The organism is Enterobacter sp. RHBSTW-00175, assembly GCF_013927005.1.
Classification (GTDB): Bacteria; Pseudomonadota; Gammaproteobacteria; order Enterobacterales; family Enterobacteriaceae; genus Enterobacter.
The window spans coordinates 1,246,376-1,265,022 of the sequence record NZ_CP055930.1; the positions used below are offsets into that span (position 1 = coordinate 1,246,376).

Here is an 18,647-nt window from a genome sequence, read left to right on the forward strand (position 1 = left end):
TTCATCAAGAGCATAATCAGCAAAACATTCATAGGCAACCACTTAAATACTTTATCAAGAATAAAATCCTGATAATTGGCGGATATAAATTTATATTTAACCTGGAATATTTATTGATTGCTTTCCTTGTGTTAAAACACTATATATCAAAATAATTCGAGAGTATTATGAAGGAAAACAGCAGTAGTGAGATCCTTTTCCCTGAGATAATCACATTTAGTTCCGATTATCAACAGAAACAGTTATGGCGTTGTCGTTATACTTCTACTAGCTCAAGGAGTCTACATTATAAAATACTACTCCCACTAAATGTCAAACCTGTCAATATAGAGCCTAAACCTATCAAAGGACTTCATGGTTTCTATACTATTGGTTGTTATAAAACAGTCCCTGAGTCTGAGTTTCCATTTATGGAGACAGAAGTTATTTATGAGTACATAACGAATGATATCGATGCCAGTGACTGGATTGATTACATATTGCCCCTTCTTGAGGAAGAAGTCATTCACCGAAAAGATTATTATAGTGTCGGTGGAAAATATTCGGATATTCTAACAAAAAATAATTTTGATGGGGAGATAGTGATATCCAGAATTAGAGTGTTTAAGAATTATGATTTTGAACACAAAGATGCTAATCTGATTATGGTAAAAGCCAGTTGTCCTCTAGTAAGTTATGATTTACTAGCTGAATATCTGCTTCACTGTGTAAAGTTCTTCACTTTAATTAATGATTCTGGATGGCATCTGGCAGAAGAGTTAAAAAGCATAAATATTAACTCACCCACAAGTTATTCATTTTATTATCCTGCATCGTGGCAGTATACTGAACGATATAATCACGAGAAGATGAGTTATCATTCGTTATCGTTGAAAAAGGAAGGGAAAACTCATGGAATTATTGATGGTTACTTTTTATGTCATGATGCGGCAATAGATAAAGAACATATCTACAGCCTGATTGTTAGCAAATTAAAAGAAAACAATCACTCTGAAATTAAAGAAACCCCTCTAAAAAAAATTAAAAATATTTTCAATAAAAATATAACAGAATTATGGACAGGAGAGTTTAAGGTAAATGATGCAAAGAATGGAGAATGCACATTGATTGTCTGTGCAGGCAAAGTTCAGGAAAATTGGTTCTATGTAATTGGATCGCTTACGCAAAAAAAACAAGATTTCAAATTATGGGCTGCGGGAAAGCGAGCGATAGACATTGTGTTAAATTCATTAAATAATTATGAACTAGCCTATGAAGAAAAATTCTATAAGGAATAAGCCACATATTATTACTTACAATTTGTGCAGTTATTGATGGTGCTGAGTGATGGGAAGAAATTCAGGATTTTGGTAATGTGAATCTGGACTGGTTAAAAACGGATGCCAGTACATGACAACAGCACGGGTAGTCAGCGAAGTTAATGCTAAAAAATCCCAGGAGTGCTTTATTAAATGGATGCAGGACTGTAATGTAATAACTAATAGAAAAATTTATTGTCGTTTACGGAAAACTGTCAGATGCTCATATGATAAAAGTCCTCACAGGGGAGCAATTCATATGGTCAGTGCTTTCTCAACAGTTAATTTTGCAGTAATCGAGCAGGTAAAAATAGATTAGAAACAAAATTAAATTACGGCACTCCTGAATTACTTAACATGCTGGATATAAAAGGCAAACTGATAACCACAGATGCAATTGGATACCCGAAGAAATCAAATTTATAAAGATAAACTATGGTTCTATGATGACGTATCTGATTGCGGAAAGGTTGGGGCTAACAGAAATTGCGGTTCGGTGGACAATTCTCAGTCTGAACATCCCATTAATCGAAAAATATCGACCATGGACAGAAAAGGAGAAAAAGATTATTCACACATATTCCCCTCGTGTTGACTGAGTTACTTTGCTGGCATTAATACTGCCGTGGCGTACACGTAGCGCTATATTTCGGATGATGGATAAATCAGGAGTTATCAGAGCAACAAAATGGAAAGAGCAGGAGCATCGGATTCTGGAGTAGTATTATCCCGTTGAGAGGATTGCAATAATGGACAGACTGCCCGGCAGAACGCACTACGCTATCAGGAGTATGGCTAATCAACTGGGAATAAAGCTTATAGGCAGTTGTACGAGTCAACAAAAATTGACACAGGAAGCATGGCAGCTGCTGGACGAGAACTGATCCTCCCCATGTAATGTGGACACGGTACTAAGCGAGGTTCTGGGTTACCAGGCGCACACCTTCAGCCTGCGTGTACGCAAGATGTTCTAATCGTGACTGTAAAACGGGGCCACTAATGGCCCCGTTTTTTTATCCTCAACGTAGCGCAACCCACTTCCACCCCACGCCCATCGTCCCCAGTACAATCGTCACCACCGCCGCCACATGCAGCAAAAAATCCACCGGATGCACCTCTACGGGATGACAAAACGAAAGCAACGTTAACGCCATACAGGCAACGCCCGCTCCCGCCACTGCAAGCGTTCGCAGCGGATACAGCGCCCGGGTTCGGCGCAAATAACCGATTACCAGCACCATCATCGGCACGCTCACCGCCATCATAAAGACATAACAGTTCACCTCATCAGGATGATGGGCCTGCGTATTCGTCTGGCCGAGACTTAACCCCACGCTGCCCAGCCAGAGCACCACCAGCGGCACAAACCATCGCCAGCTCAAGGGTTTTCGCCCGGCGATGCTGAGCAAAAACGCATTACGAATAGCCAGCGTGCCGGTAATAAACACCAGGATTAACTGAAGCACAGCTAACACCGCGCCGGGTTGTGTCCAGTCGGTGGCGACACGCTGAAACATCAGGCTACTCAAGGCACCGCAGGGCAGCGCCATCATCAGCCAGGCAATGACTCTCCTGCTGTTTGTCCAGGGACGATAGACAGGCTTCGCGTCCCGACTCAGCTGTTCAATTAACACCTCATGACTGCCCATGATTCGCTCCCATACGGCGAAGATTGGTTAATGCCCTGTGAAGTAATGATTTCACGGCTGCAATGCTCAGATTATGGCGCGCAGCGGCCTCCGCAAGGCTCATCTCCTGCAAATGGATATGTTCAACAATTTGCCGCTGTCGCGACGGAAGCTGGTCTAATATCCGCGCCAGCTGTTCTTCATTTTCCCGATGTTCCGGATTTTCTACCGTGGCACCGTCATACGCCCTTTCGTCATCCGTTTCTCGTTGCTGATAACGCCCACGGCGGCGCAACGCGTCAACAGCACGCGCCTGCACGATGGCCATCAGCCAGGGAAGAAACGCAAACGCCGGGTCGTAGGTGTGGCGAACCCGATGCACCGTCAGCAGGACATCCTGGATAACATCGTCAACCAGTGCGCTATCGGCAATCTGTCTGCGAACCAGCACCCGGATGGCCGGGACGATGGCCCGCAGCAGTTGCGTATAGGCTTCGCGATCCCCCGCCTGGGCGGAGGCCATTAGCGCGGGCCAGCGCTCACGCGGGGCGAGATCGTTATCCATAGTCCGCCACGATATTGTTACCTCATGCTTTTTTACCGGATGCCTGATTCAGGGCATTCACCACAATCGACGGCGTAAGCACCTGCGGCAGCACTTTCGGTGCGCTGCCATCCGCCGGGTAGACCACATACAGCGGCAGCCCGCCCTGCCCAAACGCATTCATCGCATCATCGATATCAGCATTAAATTTAGTTGAATCGGCGACCATATAGACAGTTCCGGTGCGGGAAATCGCCTGTTTCACCGCCTGGGTGGATAACGATGTGCGATCGTTTACCTGGCAGGTAATACACCAGGATGCGGTGAAGTTGACGAAAATGGCTTTGCCGTGACCGCGCATTTCCGCCACAGTCTGTGGCGACCATTTCACCTCGGTAATGTTATCCGCAAGCGGGCTTTCCGGCTGGGCAGTTTGCGTGTGCATAACGCCCGGCAACGGCGTTATCGCCGCCAGAAACAACACCACCGTCACCGCCAGTAGCACTTTATAGCTGTGTCCGGTAAATCGCCTGCGCTGGGCAATACCGTACAGCCACGCGGTAAAACTCACCACCACGGCACAGGCCAGCATCGCCGCCAGCGCGGTGGTTCCCGCCTGCTGCGCCAGAACCCAGACGAGCCAGGCAAAAGCGCCAAACATGGGAAAAGCGAGGCCGCGCTTGAGGATATCCATCCAGGCTCCCGGGCGCGGTAAGCGTTTTGCCATCCCCGGAAAGAGCGAAATCGCGGTAAATGGCGCAGCAAACCCAAGCGCCAGCGCCAGAAAAATGGCCAGCGCCACGACAGGCGGCTGAACCAGCGCGTAACCCACGGCCCCCGCCATAAACGGTGCCGAACAGGGGGTAGCCACCACAATACCCAGTGCGCCAGTTAAGGCTGAACGCACAAACGCACCGCGCCCTTCGGCGTTGATTTCCCCTGCCCGCTGAAGCGACAACCCGACTTCAAACACCCCCAGCAGGTTCAGCGCCGCCCCCAGAATGATCAACGCCAGCGCAGCAATCACCAGCGGTGACTGGAGCTGGAATCCCCAGCCCACCGCCGTTCCTCCGGCGCGCAGTGCCAGCAGCACGGCCGCCAGCGCCATCATGGTAAATATAACGCCAAGCAAAAAGCCCAGCCCTTCCGTACGGGCGCTCGCGCTGTTGCCCTGATGACGTAAAAGCCCCAGCGCCTTCAGCGAAATCACCGGAAAGACGCACGGCATAAAGTTGAGAATAATGCCGCCCGCGAAGGCGGCCAGAATAGCCGTTAGCATAGAAAACCCCGGAGGCTAAGTTACGAGTGCGATTGCGCGTATTTTTTCACGGCATCCATCGTTTTCTGGATATGTTCATCCGGGTTACGGTCGGTGTAACTCAGCAGGATTTTGCCGTCCGGGGCGATAACGTACGAGGTGCGGTCAGACAGAGTTTTGCCATTCATTTGCATCAGCGTTTTATACTCTGCCGCCACTTTTGCTCCTGGGTCGGCCGCCACCGCAAATTTGTCGCGACACTCCAGTTTCGAGAACTCATCCACCTGGTCGACATTCCCGGCGGTCACTCCCACCACGGTTGCCCCGAGTTTTTTAAAGTCATCCGTGGCTTCGGCAAAGGCGTGGGCTTCCAGCGTACAGCCCTTTGTAAATGCCGCCGGGAAGAAATAGAGCACCACCGGCCCTTTCTGTAGCGCCTGCTGCAACGAGAAGGTCAGCGGTTTACCGCCCAGCGCCCCTTGCAGGCTAAAGTCCGGGGCTTTATCCCCCACTTCCAGCGCAGCATGTGCGCTCATGGCAAAAAGAGAAAAGCTCAGTACAGCGGCGGCAGACAACGTTTTCAACGGTTTCATGGTCAGCTCCATCAGGAAAAATGTATTACCTGAAGAGTAGTTCGCTAATGATGTCGAAAAGGTTTCGCTGACCACGAAATTTTATTCATTTAGTGGGGATGGCGCGCAAGCAGGGAGACATACCGCTCCGGGGAAACAACCCCGCGGAGCGGTTAGCATTACTTATTTTTCTCGACAATTAACGGCTCAATGTCGCTCTCTTTTTTCACCACCAGCGTATCGTCCCCGCGCAAACAGGTGCCGCCATAGTTCCCGCCCACGGTAAAGGTACACACCTGAATATACTTGCCATCGACTTTTGGCAGGCACCACAGCTGCTGGTAGATATTTTTACGGTCAGCAAACTTGCCGCTGGATTTGTCCAGCAGTTCATCCTGCGGGCTTATCAGGTCGATGTTGCTGCCGCAGCGCCCGGCAATCGGTTTAGCGGCATAGCCAGTCTGTTTCAGCAGGGCGTTCACCTCAAAATCGGTATCCAGAAGGTAACGGTGGTTCGGGAAGAGCTGCCACAGCACCGGCAGGATCGCCTTGTTGCCAGGAATAACCGTCCACAGCGGCTCGAACACCAGCACTTCCGGGCGCAGCAGCACATCGATCAGGCGCACTTCACCTTCAGGATGCCCGGTGCGGATCGGCACCGCAGCGTATTCGGTTTCGCTCACTTCACGGATTTGCTCAATCGCCGTTTCCCAGGCCCAGGTTTTCCACACGCAGTTCACGTGGCGGCCTTCATTGTCGACCAGTTGCCCGGCGCTGTCCCAGCTTAGCGCGCCAAGTCCGTGCAGGATCCGGGTTTCAAACCCGGCCTGAATGAGCGAGCGCTGGATAAACAGGGCGTGATAATCCTCTTCGATATCGTTGTCCTGCATGATGTGAACAAACGGCCGGGCGTGGCTGTGTTTCCACGCGCCAGTAAGTTCTTCCAGTAGCCCTTCAGCCGGGTTGTGGCCATTCCCGCGATAGCCATTTTTCACCCACTCTTCAAGGATCAACCCGCCCTCGGTGTGGCAGGAAGCGGAATCGGCGTTGTACTCGTATACCTTCAGCCCGCGCTCATCCATACAGAAATCCATACGACCGGTGATCATATGGTGACGACGCCATTGCCAGGAAAGACGCAGACGCGGCCAGAGGATTTTCGGGATGTCGAAAAGCGCCAGTAAGTTATCGTCTTTCAGCACCTTGTCGGTGGCGTGCAGGTACATCAGATGCAGTTCGTTGGTGGCTTTGATAAGTTCCTGCTCGGCGCTTTCAGTGATGGTGAAATACTGGCAGGGATCTTTATTGATAAAGTGACCGTTCGCCTGCACGTAGGCCTTCTGAAGGGCATCGTCTTCGTTGAGCCATTTCCCGTCGAACTGACGTTTGTTTTTCAGCCGCGCACCGCTGATTTTAAGCAACTCGCCGTCGATTTCCGGCTGCGGCAGGCTGTGTTCGGTGTCATCGGTCTGGATCATCCAGCCGAGGATCTCGGTGTCATTGAAGGTGTCATGAAGGGTGTAACACCCGTTCTCAACGCTCAGACGCAGTTCACGCGTCCACTGCTGCCCTAACGGGAGCGGGGAGTGAATAACGTTCTGCTCCGCAATGCGGATCTTATCATCCAGCAGCTGGGTAATAACGGCAACGTGCCCGGTTTCATGGAACTCGCCGCCCTTTTGCCAGATAAGCAACGCCCCGGCCTGCGGCGCGCGTTTTGAGCCATTGGCAAAGGCCTGCAATGGCAAGATGTTATCGTTCACCACTTCGCGCAAAAAGCGCAGAGAGAAGATCTCCCACGCCATGCCGACATCGGTAAAAATCACACCGTAGTTGAGGAACAGGAAACGGCGGGCGAACTCAACACACTGCCACTTGTGGCCCATGTATTCGTTGCTGATATAGCTTCTGAAATCCGCGTCTTCAGGGTAGTTACGTGGATCGAGGCTGCCGTAATTTGAAGAGTAAATCGCCACGCCACCCGGCGCATAACCTAACAACGTCCCGAACGGAGCGTCACTGCTTAACTTTCCTTTACGCATGTATCCAACCTAAAACAGGCAGGCGGCAATTTTTTGAAGGGTTGTTGTCGTCTGCACGTTGTAATTAACCTGACAGAGGTGGATTTATCATACACCTGCGTGGCAAATTATTCGTCGCGACAATAACTAAAAAATTCACAACATCAGGAGTCAACATGAGCTTACAGGCGCAACCGCTTGAATGGGGTCACGGCCCACACACTTTCGAAGTGTTCCTGGAACCAACCTGCCCTTTCTCGGTTAAAACATTCAACAAGTTAAACGCGTTCCTGGAACAGGCGGGTGCAGATAAGGTGACGGTCAAAATCCGTTTACAGTCTCAGCCGTGGCATCTGTTTTCCGGCGTGATTGTGCGCTGCATTCTGGCGGCGTCCACATTGCCGGATGGCAAAGCCGCAGCGCACAAGGTGATGCAGTCCGTGGCCGATCATCGCGAAGAGTTTGAGTTTACCGACCACTGTAGCGGCCCGAATATGCAGGCGACGCCAGAAGAGATCGTCGCGCGCATTGAACGTTACAGCGGGGTACAGGTTGCAGAGGCGTTTGCCCGCCCGGAATTGCAAACCGAGATTAAGTGGCACTGTAAATATGCGCGCCAGAACGGTATTCACGTCTCCCCGACGTTTATGGTCAATGGCCTGGTGCAGGCGGATTTGGGCAGTGGCGATGACGTAGAAGTGTGGGCGAAACGGGTTCTGGGATAGCGTTGTGCAGCCTGTCATGTCGGGTGGCGGCTGCGCCTTACCCGACCTACAAAACACGAAACCCTGTAGGTCGGGTAAGCGAAGCGCCACCCGACACGTTTAAGGCTCAAATCTTAAACAACCAGCACGCCGTAAAATGCCCTGGCGCTATCTCCTGCATCGCGGGCTCCTGCGCCTGACAAACCGGCATGGCATGTGGGCAACGGCTGCAAAACTTACAGCCCGGCAGCGTTGAGGTTGGCCCGGGAATTTCACCGCGCAAAGTCGCTTCTTCGAGGTTACGAATACGCGGGTCCGGCTGCGGCACCGCCGCCAGCAGCGCGCGCGTGTAAGGATGCGCCGGATGCTGATACAGCTCGTTTGCGGGCGCAACCTCCACTAGCTTACCGAGATACATCACCCCGATACGGCTGGAAATATGGCGCACCATCGACAGGTCATGAGCGATAAACAGATAGGTCAGATCCAGCTCCTGCTGGAGATCCTGCAATATATTTACCACCTGCGCCTGCACTGATACATCCAGCGCCGACAGCGGCTCATCACACAGCACGAATTCCGGGCGCACGGACAACGCCCGTGCGATGCTGATACGCTGACGCTGCCCGCCGCTGAACTCATGCGGGAACCGCTCAAGATGTTCCTTTTTAAGCCCGACCTTATACAGTAGTGTTTCAGTCCGCTCCCGCTGCTCTTCCCGGCTGTAGCCGTGGATCTGCATTGGCTCAGCCACCAGCTGTTGCACCGTCATACCGGGGTTAAGCGACGAATACGGGTCCTGAAAAATCGCCTGCATTCTTTTACGCAGCGGCTTCAGCTCTTTTTCGCGGGCGTGGGCGATCTCTTGCCCGGCAAAATGGATCTCGCCCGATGTGATATCGAACAGGCGCAGGATGGCGCGCCCGAGGGTCGATTTCCCGCAACCGGATTCCCCGACCAGGCCAAAGGTTTCACCACGCTGAATATCAAAGCTCACCCCGTCAACCGCTTTCACCGCCACGCCTTTGCGCAGCAGGCCGCCGTTAAGCTGATAATGTTTGCGCAGTTCCCGTACGCTCACTAAAGGCGAATGTTGCTCGCTCATGCCTGAACCTCCTTATCTGCCCATAACCAGCACGCGGCGCGATGGCCTTCTCCTGTGGTGTAAAACGCTGGCTGCCTTTCGCACTGGGGCATCCGTTTTGGACAACGTTCGGCAAACGGGCAGCCCGGGGGCGGGTTGAGCAAGCCTGGTGGCGAGCCTTCGATAGGCGAAAGGCGATGATTCACCTCGCCGGGGCGCGGCAGCGAGGCCAACAGCCCCTGGGTGTAAGGGTGCGCCGGACGATAGAAAATGTCCTCCACGCTCCCTTCTTCCATCACCAGCCCGCCGTACATCACCACCACGCGGCTACACACCTGTGCCACCACGCCGAGATCGTGAGTGACCAGCAAAATGGCGGTCTGCGTTTTCTGTTGCAGGCTTTTCAGCAGACGCAGGATCTGCGCCTGAATGGTCACGTCCAGCGCGGTGGTGGGCTCGTCGGCAATCAGCAGTTTTGGGTTACAGGAGAGCGCTATCGCTATCATCACGCGCTGGCGCATCCCGCCGCTGAACTCGTGCGGATACTGGCTATAGCGGCGTTCAGCCTCGGCAATGCCGACCTGCTCCAGCATGTCAATCGCCGCAGCTTTTGCCGCTTTTTTTGACAAACCTTTGTTACGCACCAGGATCTCTGACATCTGTTTGCCGATGGTCAGCACCGGGTTCAGGGCCGTCATCGGATCCTGGAAAATCATCGCAATGTCGTTGCCACGAATGGCGCGCAGCTGCTCGGGGGTTTTCTGTGCCAGATCGTCGTTCTGAAAACGGATACTGCCACCGGTTATCCGCCCGTTGCTGCCCAGAAGCTGAATGATCGACTTACAGGTGACGCTTTTGCCGCAGCCGGATTCACCGACGATGCCGACAAGTTCTCCAGGCTGAATCTGAAAGCTCACGCCGCGCACGGCATGAACATCGCCATCGCGCGTATGAAAGGTGGTTTGCAGGTTATCGAGTTCTAATAAGTTACTCATCGCGGTTCGCTCCCGGCTCGAAGGCGGTACGGAACACATCGCCCAGCACGTTAAAACTGAACACCGTCAGCAGGATCAAAATACCGGGGAACATCGCAAGCCATGAGGCTTCACCAATGTACGACTGCGCATTGTTAAGCATACTGCCCCAGGACGCTGCAGGTGCCTGGACGCCAAGCCCAAGGAAGCTGAGCGTCGATTCCATCAAAATGGCCGACGCGATGTTGAGCGTAGCCGCCACAATAATGGTCGGCAGTACGCCAGGAATAATATGGCGCACAATAATACGCAGCGGGTGTTCTCCGGATGCGCGAGCATAGAGCACATACTCGCGCTCTTTCACCGACAGGGTTTCCGCACGCACCAGCCGCGACATGCTCATCCACGTCAGCAGGCTGATGATAAGGATAATGTTATCCACTCCGGGCTTGAGGTAGGCGTTCACCACCAGCAGCAGGAAGAAGGCCGGAATAGCCATCAGGATATCGACGGCGCGCATCATCAGGTTATCGAGCCAGCCGCCAAAATAACCACTTACCGTGCCGACGACCGTGCCAATCAGCGTGGAAAAAACCATCGCCAGAAAACCGACCATCAGTGATATCTGCCCGCCATACAGCGCGCGGGTGAAGTAGTCACGCCCGTATTCGTCGGTGCCAAACCAGTGCGCGGCATCCGGGGGTAAGGTGCGGGCACCCAGCGCCATCTGGTCGGGATCGTAAGAACTCAGCCCAGCGCACAGGGCCGCGATGACGAAAATAAACAGAACAAATAATGAAAACTGCGCCGGACGATTGCGGCGCAACTGGTGACGAACCTGTTGCCAGCGTCTGCTCATCCGGGTTACCTCAGTGTACGAATGCGGGGATCGGCGAAGCGATAAAGCAGATCCGCTACCAGGTTGCCGAGGATCAGCATCATCGAAGAAAGCATGATGATCGCCATGATCAGCGGGTAATCCAGCGAGGTGATCGACTGGATCCCAAGCAGGCCCATTCCCGGCCAGGAGAAGACACTTTCTGTCACATACGCACCTACCACCAGTTCACCAAACGACAGGCCAAACAGGGTTATCACCGGCAGCAGCACGTTTTTCAGCACATGATGGAACAGAATACTGGAACGTGTCGCGCCGTAGGCGAGCTGGGTTTGCACGTAGTCGGCAGAAAGCTGTGAAATGGTATTCGAACGGATGTAACGCACGTAGCTGGAGAGGTTGTAAAAGGTGAGCGCGATACACGGCAGCACGCCGTGGCGCAGGACATCCAGCCAGTTGTCGTCCATGCCGATGGTGCGCATTCCCATACTGGGGAACCAGTTCAGCTGCACGGCAAAAACGGTAATGAGAAGAATACCAAACCAGAAAATCGGCACCGAAATACCGATATAGGCGAATAAGTTCAGCACGTGATCCAGCCAACGGTGCTTAAATGCCCCAGCCAGCAGTCCCAGCGGGATGGCCAGCACAATCGCCATCAGCAGCGAGGCGCCCATCAGCCCTAACGTTGCCGGAATGCGCTCGCCGATCATCTCCAGCACCGGGCGGTGGTAAATCAGCGAATAGCCCAGATCGCCCTGTAAAACGTTCTTCAGCCACAGCACGTACTGCGTCACCAGAGGTTTATCCAGCCCCATACTCTGGCGAATACGCTCAATATCTTCCGGGGCCATACGTGGCGTAATGTACGCAGCAACCGGATCGCCGGGCGCGAGTTTGACCAGCAAAAAAGCCACCAGCGAAATAAAGAAAAGCATCGGTAGCAGTTGCAGCAGCCGACGCGTGAGTAATGTGTTCACGACATGCCCTTACACGACTTACCATACGAAAAACCCCGGCCAGGTGACCGGGGTAACTGCTTATTTTTGGTAGATTTTTGACAGATCCTGGAACAGATAAACCGGCTTCGGTTCCGCTTCCTGAGTGCCGCCAAAGCGTTTATCCACGGCAACGGTCGCGTTGGTGTAGGCAATCGGGTAGTAGGTCATGTCGTTTGCCACGGTCTGCTGAATTTGCTTGTAGATATCAGCACGTTTCGCGGTGTCGGTTTCCACTGCGCCTTTGTCCCACAGGGCATCAAACTGCGGATTTTTGTAGTGGGCATAGTTGTAGGCTTCGTTGCTCATAAACAGCGATTTGTAGCCATCCGGCTCTGAACCCATGATGTAACCACCCAGGTTCAGCTCCCACGCGGTGTTGTTCATATCCAGGCTACGCTGGGACATGGCGTTGGAGTCCAGCGGCATCAGTTCGACGTTCACCCCAATGCCCTTCAGCGCCTGCTGAATGTAGAGCGCCATGCTCTCCTGGGTTTTGTTGGTGTTCACATACGCCAGATGCAGCTTCAGGTTTTCCGGCGCACCGGAGGCCTTCAGCAGATCTTTGGCTTTTTGCTGATCGAACTTGTACTGCTCTACGTCGTCAGTCTGATACAGCGTATCCGGCGTCAGGAACGAAGTTGCCGGTTTGGCGTAGTCCAGCGAGGTAAACGCGGTCTGGGTCAGCTCGTCTTTGTTGATGGCATAGGCAATGGCCTGACGCAGCTCTTTGCTTTTCATGACCGGCACGTTCTGGTTAAAGGTCATGTAAGCCAGACGCCCTTCCGGGTACACCACAAAATCAAATTTACCGGTGTTTTTCAGGCGGTTCACGTCCTGCGGGTCAACCATCTTGAGGTTGATTTCGCCGTTTTGCAGCGCCAGGTTGGCGGAGTTGCTGTCTTTGGCAAAACGGTAGGTCACGGAATCGAGCTTCGCTTTACCGTTCCAGTAATCGTCAAAACGGGTCAGGGCGAAATACTGCCCGGCGCGGTACTCTTTAAACTTGAACGGCCCGGAACCCACCGGCGCATCGTTTTTGGTGCTTTTTTCCAGATCGCCTTCATTCGCGAACACGTGCTGTGGGATTGGGTAGATCTGCACCAGGGTTCCGGTAAAGGCTGCGCTCACCTGCGGTAAGGTGAACTTCACGGTGCGATCGTCAACCTTGCTCACTTCTACGGGTTTGCCGCCGTAAGTGAACATGCTGCGGAAGAAGCTGTGCTGTTTGGCATCCAGCAGTTTATTGAAGGTGAACACTACGTCGTCCGCCGTCAGCGGCTGGCCATCCTGCCATTTCAGATTGGGTTTTAAGGTCAGGGTGTAGCTCAGGTTATCGGCGGATGGCGTCAGGCTTTCTGCCAGTCCCCATTCAATTTTGCCGTTGTTGAAGCTATACAGCGGGGCATAAAGCGCCTGCATGATGGTTAAGGTGGTACGGTCGCTGGCATAGAGTGGGTTAACGGCTAACGGGTCACCGGAGGTAATACCGATAATCAGCGAGCCCCCCTCTTTTGGGGCGTCGCTTTTCGCTGCTGGCGCATTACTCGTCTCTTTATTTTTCGCATCATCACAGCCTGCCAGACCTAACGCGAGCGATACTACAACTGCGGATAACAGAAGCTTACGCATCTCACTAACTCCTTGCCTGATAAAGTATTTACTACTGATAATTTTCTTTATATGACAGCATCATATTCAGCTTTGCGGTAATACGCATTAACAATGAAAATGCGATTTTCGATTAAGCTTATAACGGTTTTGATATATATAAGCGCCAGAAGGAATAGCCGCGACTCTAATGCGCTCAGTTCGTTAAACCATTCACAAATCTCCTGCTACACTGCCTCAACACATCACTCAAAAGGCAGGCCAACATGTCAGACAACACTTATCAGCCACCGAAAGTGTGGGAATGGAAACAGAACAACGGCGGTGCGTTCGCCAACATCAACCGTCCGGTATCCGGTGCAACCCATGAAAAAACGCTGCCGGTAGGATCGCACCCGCTGCAGCTCTATTCCCTGGGGACACCGAACGGCCAGAAAGTCACTATCATGCTCGAAGAGCTGCTGGCGCTGGGCGTGACGGGTGCAGAGTATGATGCGTGGCTTATCCGCATCGGTGAGGGCGATCAGTTCTCCAGCGGCTTTGTGGACGTGAACCCGAACTCGAAAATACCGGCACTGCGTGACCACTCAACCACCCCGCCAACGCGCGTATTTGAATCCGGTAATATCCTGCTGTATCTCGCAGAGAAATTTGGTCACTTCCTGCCAAAAGATCCGGCGGGCCGGGTAGAAACCCTGAACTGGCTGTTCTGGTTACAAGGCTCTGCGCCGTTCCTCGGCGGCGGTTTTGGCCACTTCTACAACTATGCGCCTGTAAAGATTGAGTACGCGATTGACCGCTTCACCATGGAGTCAAAACGTCTGCTCGACGTGCTGGACAAACAGCTGGCGCGTAGCCGCTATGTGGCGGGAGAAGAGTACACCATTGCCGATATGGCTATCTGGCCGTGGTTCGGCAACGTGGTGCTCGGGAACGTGTATAACGCCGCAGAGTTCCTGGATGCGCAGCAGTACACCAACGTGCAACGTTGGGCAAAAGATGTGGCACACCGTCCGGCAGTGAAGCGCGGCCGCATGGTTAACCGCACCTTTGGCGAGCCGAGCGAACAGCTGCATGAACGCCATGCGGCAAGCGATTTTGATACGAATACCGAGGATAAGCGTCAGGGCTGATGCCCTCACCCTAACCCTCTCCCACTGTACGGTCCGGGGACATAGTGAACACTTGTTCGGGGACATGGTAGACACTTACAACTAAGGCATAAGAACCCGTTTATGGAGTCGCTTATGTCCTGGGATGCGAGAGATACCATGTCATTACGTACCGAGTTTGTTTTGTTCGCCTCGCAGGACGGGGCGAACATCCGTTCCCTCTGCCGTCGCTTCGGCATTTCACCTGCCACCGGCTATAAGTGGCTTCGCCGCTGGGCGGAGGAAGGGGCCTCCGGCCTTCAGGACCGCCCGCGCATACCGCACCATTCCCCGAACCGCTCATCTGACGACATCACTGCCCTGCTGCGTATGGCGCATGACCGCCATGAACGCTGGGGCGCACGCAAGATAAAGCGCTGGCTGGAAGACCAGGGGCACACCATGCCCGCCTTCAGCACCGTCCATAACCTCATGGCCCGTCACGGTCTGCTGCCGGGCACTTCACCGGGCATTCCCGCCACGGGACGGTTCGAACATGACGCGCCGAACCGCCTCTGGCAGATGGATTTTAAGGGCCACTTTCCCTTTGGAGGCGGCCGCTGCCATCCGCTCACCCTGCTGGACGACCACTCCCGATTTTCCCTGTGCCTGGCGCACTGTACCGATGAACGGCGCGAGACCGTGCAGCAGCAGCTGGTCAGCGTGTTTGAGCGCTACGGCCTGCCGGACCGGATGACGATGGACAACGGTTCTCCGTGGGGAGACACCACCGGCACCTGGACGGCGCTGGAGCTGTGGCTGATGCGTCTGGGTATCCGGGTGGGGCACTCCCGGCCGTATCATCCGCAGACGCAGGGTAAGCTGGAGCGTTTTCACCGGAGCCTGAAGGCAGAAGTGCTGCAGGGGAAGTGGTTCGCGAGCGGGGGCGAACTGCAGCGCGCCTTCGACCACTGGCGGACAGTCTATAACCTTGAACGCCCGCATGAGGCGCTGGATATGGCGGTACCGGGGTCGCGGTATAAGCCGTCAGAGCGGCAGTACAGCGGCAACACCACGCCCCCGGAATACGACGAGGGCGTGATGGTCAGGAAAGTGGATATCAGCGGAAAGCTGAGCGTGAAAGGGGTAAGTCTGAGCGCAGGCAAGGCGTTCAGGGGAGAACGGGTCGGGCTGAAGGAGATGCAGGAAGACGGCAGCTACGAGGTGTGGTGGTACAGCACGAAAGTGGGGGTGATCGACCTGAAGAAAAAGTCGATCACCATGGGTAAAGGATGTTAAAAAGTGTTCACCATGTCCCCGAACACCTGTCTACCATGTCCCCGGAACGTACACCCACGGGGAGAGGGAATAAAAAAGTAGGCCGGGTAAGCGCAGCGCCACCCGGCTAAATTACGCCCCGAACCCTGCCTGTTGCAGGATCATCTTCGCCTCTGCTGACACCAGATATTCCGCGAGCGCTCTGCCCTTCGGCGTCACCACCGCACACGCATACTCCGCGCGCGGGTTATACGCTGCGGGGATGTCGATAACCATCAGCCCGTCGACTTCCCGCAATGTTGCGGCATAGCTGGCATAACCGATAAACACCTCCGCCTGGCCGCCATGAATAATCCACTCAGCCGCCAGTTTGCCCGTCGGAATCGGCGCGGAATTTCGCCCGCCCACCAGCGCTTTCGCCCGCATTCTTACCCCCTCACCTGCTTCGCCCATGCGGGTAAACAGCGCCTGGGTGTAATCCCCGGACGGATCGGTTCCCGCCGTAGAGGTCGCGATACGCACATCATCACGGGTAAGCAAAGTGAACCAGTCATCCCCCGCGTGCAGCACATCGCTGCGCACCGTCAGGCAAAGCTGATTGCTGGCAAAAGGCACCACCGATAACGCCTGCCCGGACGCGAATAACGCCTGCGGATGGGCAAGATTTGCCGAAGCAAACAGGTCGCACGACTCACCGGTTTCAATACGTTCCCGTAACAGCCCGGCCGGGCCGAACTGGGTTTCGACCGGTTCAGGAAAGTGCGCCATTAAATTCTGCCACACCACCCGCAGGCTGCCCGCTGCCAGCACGCGCATCAATCAATGCCCTGATACGTGGTGCGATAAAAACGCTGATACCAGTCGTTCGCGACCTTGCGCATATCCACGTCTTTAAACTTCTCCGGGTAGAGCTTTTTCGCCATCCACAGCTCACCAATGCCCATTGCTTCCGGCATTGGGTAGCCCCAGGCTTTGGCGTAATCCGGCATCAGGTAAACGCGCTGATTTTTCACCGCGTCGATGGTCTGCCACTGCGCACCGGTTTTGATCTCGTTAACCACAGACGGGTAACGGTCCTGCACGAAGATCACCTGCGGGTTCCAGGCAATCACCTGCTCCATCGCCACGGTTTTAAAACCCTGAATGGTGGCCGCTGCCACGTTAACCGCGCCCGCGTGCGCCATCATCAGGCCGGTATATTTCCCGGAGCCGTAGGTGGTGAGTTCCGGGTTAGCCATGTAAGCGCGAACACGTTTTTCCGCCGGGATATCTTTCAGGTGGTCGCTGACCATTTTGCGGCCATTGTCGGTCGCTGCAATCAGGGCTTTCGCTTCTGGCTGTTTATTAACTATTTCGCCAATCAGGGTGATCCCTTCTCGCAAACCCAGATCGTAAGCCTGTTCTTCATCTGCCATCGTTGGGTTCAGTTTGGCTTTTTCACCGGCAGCATCGTGGCGCAGGGAAATGGCGACCACCGGAATACCCAGGCTGCTGATCTTGTCGATCATCTCCTGCGGCGCGTAGTTAGTGACGAACACCACCTGCGGCTTCAGCGCCACCAGTTTTTCCGGGTCGACGTGGGTGAGGTCGCCAAGCGCGGCTTTCTGGTTCAGCTCTGGTGCCAGGCGCGCGTAGCCGTCGCCCAACTGCTGTTTCCAGTTCGCCATCACACCGACGATTTTGTCGGTGGCATTCATCTGCACCAGCAGATTCAGGGTCTGGTGCTGGAGCACAACCACACGGTCAACTTCATCAGGAAGAGTGACGGTACGACCAATCTGGTCAGTTATCTGGCGGGATGCCTGGGATGATAACGGGAGTAAAATCAGTACGCTAAACGCGACTGCCTGCCAAAAGCGTTGTTTCATATAATCCTCACATTTTCGTTATGCAAAAGATTATACAGCGATAGTACATCGGAGTCGTGGTGTGCTTTGGGGGTAAGTAAACAAGCATTATTGGCCTACCAGGTATTCGGGCCGACTGACAGACTTCACGCCGATGTTTGATTTACGACTACAAGGAACCGTCATGAAATACCTGAAAACCACGCTTCTTCTCAGCACCCTTATCGTTTCTGCATCCACCATGGCGATGGATAAAACCGCCGCTGGTGCGGTAGCAGGCGCTGCCATTGGCGCCGTTGCAGGCAAAGATGTGAAGTCTACTGTCGGTGGCGCAGTCGTCGGTGCGGGTACAGGGGCGATGTTCAAAAACGGCGATAAAGGTAAAGCCGCGCGTAAAGGCGGAGCTGTCGGCGCTGCCGTTGGCGCGGGCGCTGCCGTTGGCGCGGGCGCTGCGGCTGTAACCGGTAAGAGCGTACTGAAAGGTGCAGCCGTGGGTGCTGGCTCTGGCGCGCTGATTGGTGAAGCCACGCACTAAAAACCTCGCCGGGCGGCACTACGTTTGCCCGGCCTACGAAGACATTCCCTTCAAATAAGATTAATGGTGATCATCATACTGATGTTCAATCACCATCCCTTCCGCCACGCTCGCCACATGGCGTGCACGCGGGTGATAAACCGGCGCAGGTGCGGCATAGGTGGTAGGTGCGGGCGCTGGCGCAACGACCACTGCCTGGGGGACCGTGGTCGATGACGGGACAATCACCACTTTATAGCCGCTCGGCACATCCACGGTGACGCTTTGCGCCATTGCCGAATTGGCCATGGCTAACCCGGCCAGGGCGGCCAGTAAAATAAAGAGATTTTTCATAGTAAATTATATTCCAGGTACAATTCAGAAATA

At 53.9% G+C, this 18,647-nt stretch carries 18 protein-coding genes; 5 read left to right on the top strand and 13 right to left on the bottom strand.

The annotated features are described in order from the left end of the window. The first annotated feature begins 167 nt into the window (after nucleotides 1-167). The gene (locus HV107_RS05845; RefSeq protein WP_182062424.1) at nucleotides 168-1,277 is read left to right on the top strand and encodes a hypothetical protein; all 1,110 of its coding nucleotides are present in this window, start codon (nucleotides 168-170) and stop codon (nucleotides 1,275-1,277) included. A gap of 1,040 nt (nucleotides 1,278-2,317) precedes the next feature. Here the strand turns inward: HV107_RS05845 and HV107_RS05850 are convergent. The 5 genes from HV107_RS05850 to gss form a co-directional block, all read right to left on the bottom strand. Next, nucleotides 2,318-2,947: an NrsF family protein gene (locus HV107_RS05850; protein WP_182062425.1), complete on the bottom strand. Its 630-nt coding sequence runs from the start codon at nucleotides 2,945-2,947 to the stop codon at nucleotides 2,318-2,320. Then, nucleotides 2,934-3,491 (bottom strand): sigma-70 family RNA polymerase sigma factor, encoded by a 558-nt coding sequence (locus tag HV107_RS05855; protein ID WP_182062426.1) that lies wholly within the window; start codon nucleotides 3,489-3,491, stop codon nucleotides 2,934-2,936. Before HV107_RS05855 ends, HV107_RS05850 begins: the two co-directional genes overlap by 14 nt. A 22-nt stretch (nucleotides 3,492-3,513) precedes the next feature. Further along, nucleotides 3,514-4,749: a protein-disulfide reductase DsbD gene (locus tag HV107_RS05860; protein WP_182062427.1), complete on the bottom strand. Its 1,236-nt coding sequence runs from the start codon at nucleotides 4,747-4,749 to the stop codon at nucleotides 3,514-3,516. A 20-nt stretch (nucleotides 4,750-4,769) separates the two neighbouring features. Further along, complete coding sequence (locus tag HV107_RS05865) at nucleotides 4,770-5,321, bottom strand: peroxiredoxin (RefSeq protein ID WP_182062428.1); 552 nt, start codon at nucleotides 5,319-5,321, stop codon at nucleotides 4,770-4,772. A gap of 158 nt (nucleotides 5,322-5,479) precedes the next feature. Beyond that, on the bottom strand, nucleotides 5,480-7,342 hold the full coding sequence (gss, locus tag HV107_RS05870; protein WP_182062429.1) for a bifunctional glutathionylspermidine amidase/synthase: 1,863 nt from the start codon (nucleotides 7,340-7,342) through the stop codon (nucleotides 5,480-5,482). A 155-nt stretch (nucleotides 7,343-7,497) separates the two neighbouring features. On the opposite strand from gss, the gene HV107_RS05875 reads away from it, so the two are divergent. Next, nucleotides 7,498-8,046: a thioredoxin domain-containing protein gene (locus HV107_RS05875; RefSeq protein WP_182062430.1), complete on the top strand. Its 549-nt coding sequence runs from the start codon at nucleotides 7,498-7,500 to the stop codon at nucleotides 8,044-8,046. Between the two features lie 106 nt (nucleotides 8,047-8,152). Here HV107_RS05875 and HV107_RS05880 read toward each other — a convergent pair whose 3' ends face one another. Genes HV107_RS05880 through HV107_RS05900 form a run of 5 tightly spaced genes read right to left on the bottom strand, consistent with a single transcriptional unit; the run spans nucleotide 8,153 to nucleotide 13,551 of the window. Next, on the bottom strand, nucleotides 8,153-9,130 hold the full coding sequence (locus tag HV107_RS05880; RefSeq protein ID WP_182062431.1) for an ABC transporter ATP-binding protein: 978 nt from the start codon (nucleotides 9,128-9,130) through the stop codon (nucleotides 8,153-8,155). Then, complete coding sequence (locus HV107_RS05885; protein WP_182062432.1) at nucleotides 9,127-10,104, bottom strand: ABC transporter ATP-binding protein; 978 nt, start codon at nucleotides 10,102-10,104, stop codon at nucleotides 9,127-9,129. Before HV107_RS05885 ends, HV107_RS05880 begins: the two co-directional genes overlap by 4 nt. Further along, a complete protein-coding gene (locus HV107_RS05890) occupies nucleotides 10,097-10,942 on the bottom strand; it encodes an ABC transporter permease (RefSeq protein ID WP_182062433.1) in 846 nt (281 codons plus the stop codon). The genes HV107_RS05885 and HV107_RS05890 overlap by 8 nt, the downstream gene beginning before the upstream one ends. A 5-nt stretch (nucleotides 10,943-10,947) precedes the next feature. After that, a complete protein-coding gene (locus tag HV107_RS05895) occupies nucleotides 10,948-11,901 on the bottom strand; it encodes an ABC transporter permease (RefSeq protein ID WP_182062434.1) in 954 nt (317 codons plus the stop codon). A 60-nt stretch (nucleotides 11,902-11,961) separates the two neighbouring features. Beyond that, entirely contained in the window at nucleotides 11,962-13,551 is a 1,590-nt protein-coding gene (locus HV107_RS05900; RefSeq protein ID WP_182062435.1) for an ABC transporter substrate-binding protein, read from the bottom strand. 245 nt (nucleotides 13,552-13,796) lie between these two features. Between HV107_RS05900 and yghU the strand changes: the two genes are divergently transcribed. Then, the gene (gene yghU, locus HV107_RS05905) at nucleotides 13,797-14,663 is read left to right on the top strand and encodes a glutathione-dependent disulfide-bond oxidoreductase (RefSeq protein ID WP_014071737.1); all 867 of its coding nucleotides are present in this window, start codon (nucleotides 13,797-13,799) and stop codon (nucleotides 14,661-14,663) included. A gap of 102 nt (nucleotides 14,664-14,765) precedes the next feature. After that, nucleotides 14,766-15,920 (top strand): IS481 family transposase, encoded by a 1,155-nt coding sequence (locus HV107_RS05910; RefSeq protein WP_182059485.1) that lies wholly within the window; start codon nucleotides 14,766-14,768, stop codon nucleotides 15,918-15,920. A 111-nt stretch (nucleotides 15,921-16,031) separates the two neighbouring features. Here HV107_RS05910 and HV107_RS05915 read toward each other — a convergent pair whose 3' ends face one another. Further along, the gene (locus HV107_RS05915) at nucleotides 16,032-16,715 is read right to left on the bottom strand and encodes a molybdate ABC transporter substrate-binding protein (protein ID WP_182062436.1); all 684 of its coding nucleotides are present in this window, start codon (nucleotides 16,713-16,715) and stop codon (nucleotides 16,032-16,034) included. Continuing rightward, nucleotides 16,715-17,767, bottom strand: a complete 1,053-nt coding sequence (locus tag HV107_RS05920) for an ABC transporter substrate-binding protein (RefSeq protein WP_182062437.1) — start codon at nucleotides 17,765-17,767, stop codon at nucleotides 16,715-16,717. The genes HV107_RS05915 and HV107_RS05920 overlap by 1 nt, the downstream gene beginning before the upstream one ends. Before the next feature lie 163 nt (nucleotides 17,768-17,930). Between HV107_RS05920 and HV107_RS05925 the strand changes: the two genes are divergently transcribed. Further along, nucleotides 17,931-18,281, top strand: a complete 351-nt coding sequence (locus HV107_RS05925) for a glycine zipper family protein (RefSeq protein WP_182062438.1) — start codon at nucleotides 17,931-17,933, stop codon at nucleotides 18,279-18,281. A 60-nt stretch (nucleotides 18,282-18,341) separates the two neighbouring features. Here the strand turns inward: HV107_RS05925 and HV107_RS05930 are convergent, their stop codons facing one another. Continuing rightward, nucleotides 18,342-18,614: a hypothetical protein gene (locus HV107_RS05930; RefSeq protein ID WP_182062439.1), complete on the bottom strand. Its 273-nt coding sequence runs from the start codon at nucleotides 18,612-18,614 to the stop codon at nucleotides 18,342-18,344. Between the last annotated feature and the right edge of the window lie 33 nt (nucleotides 18,615-18,647).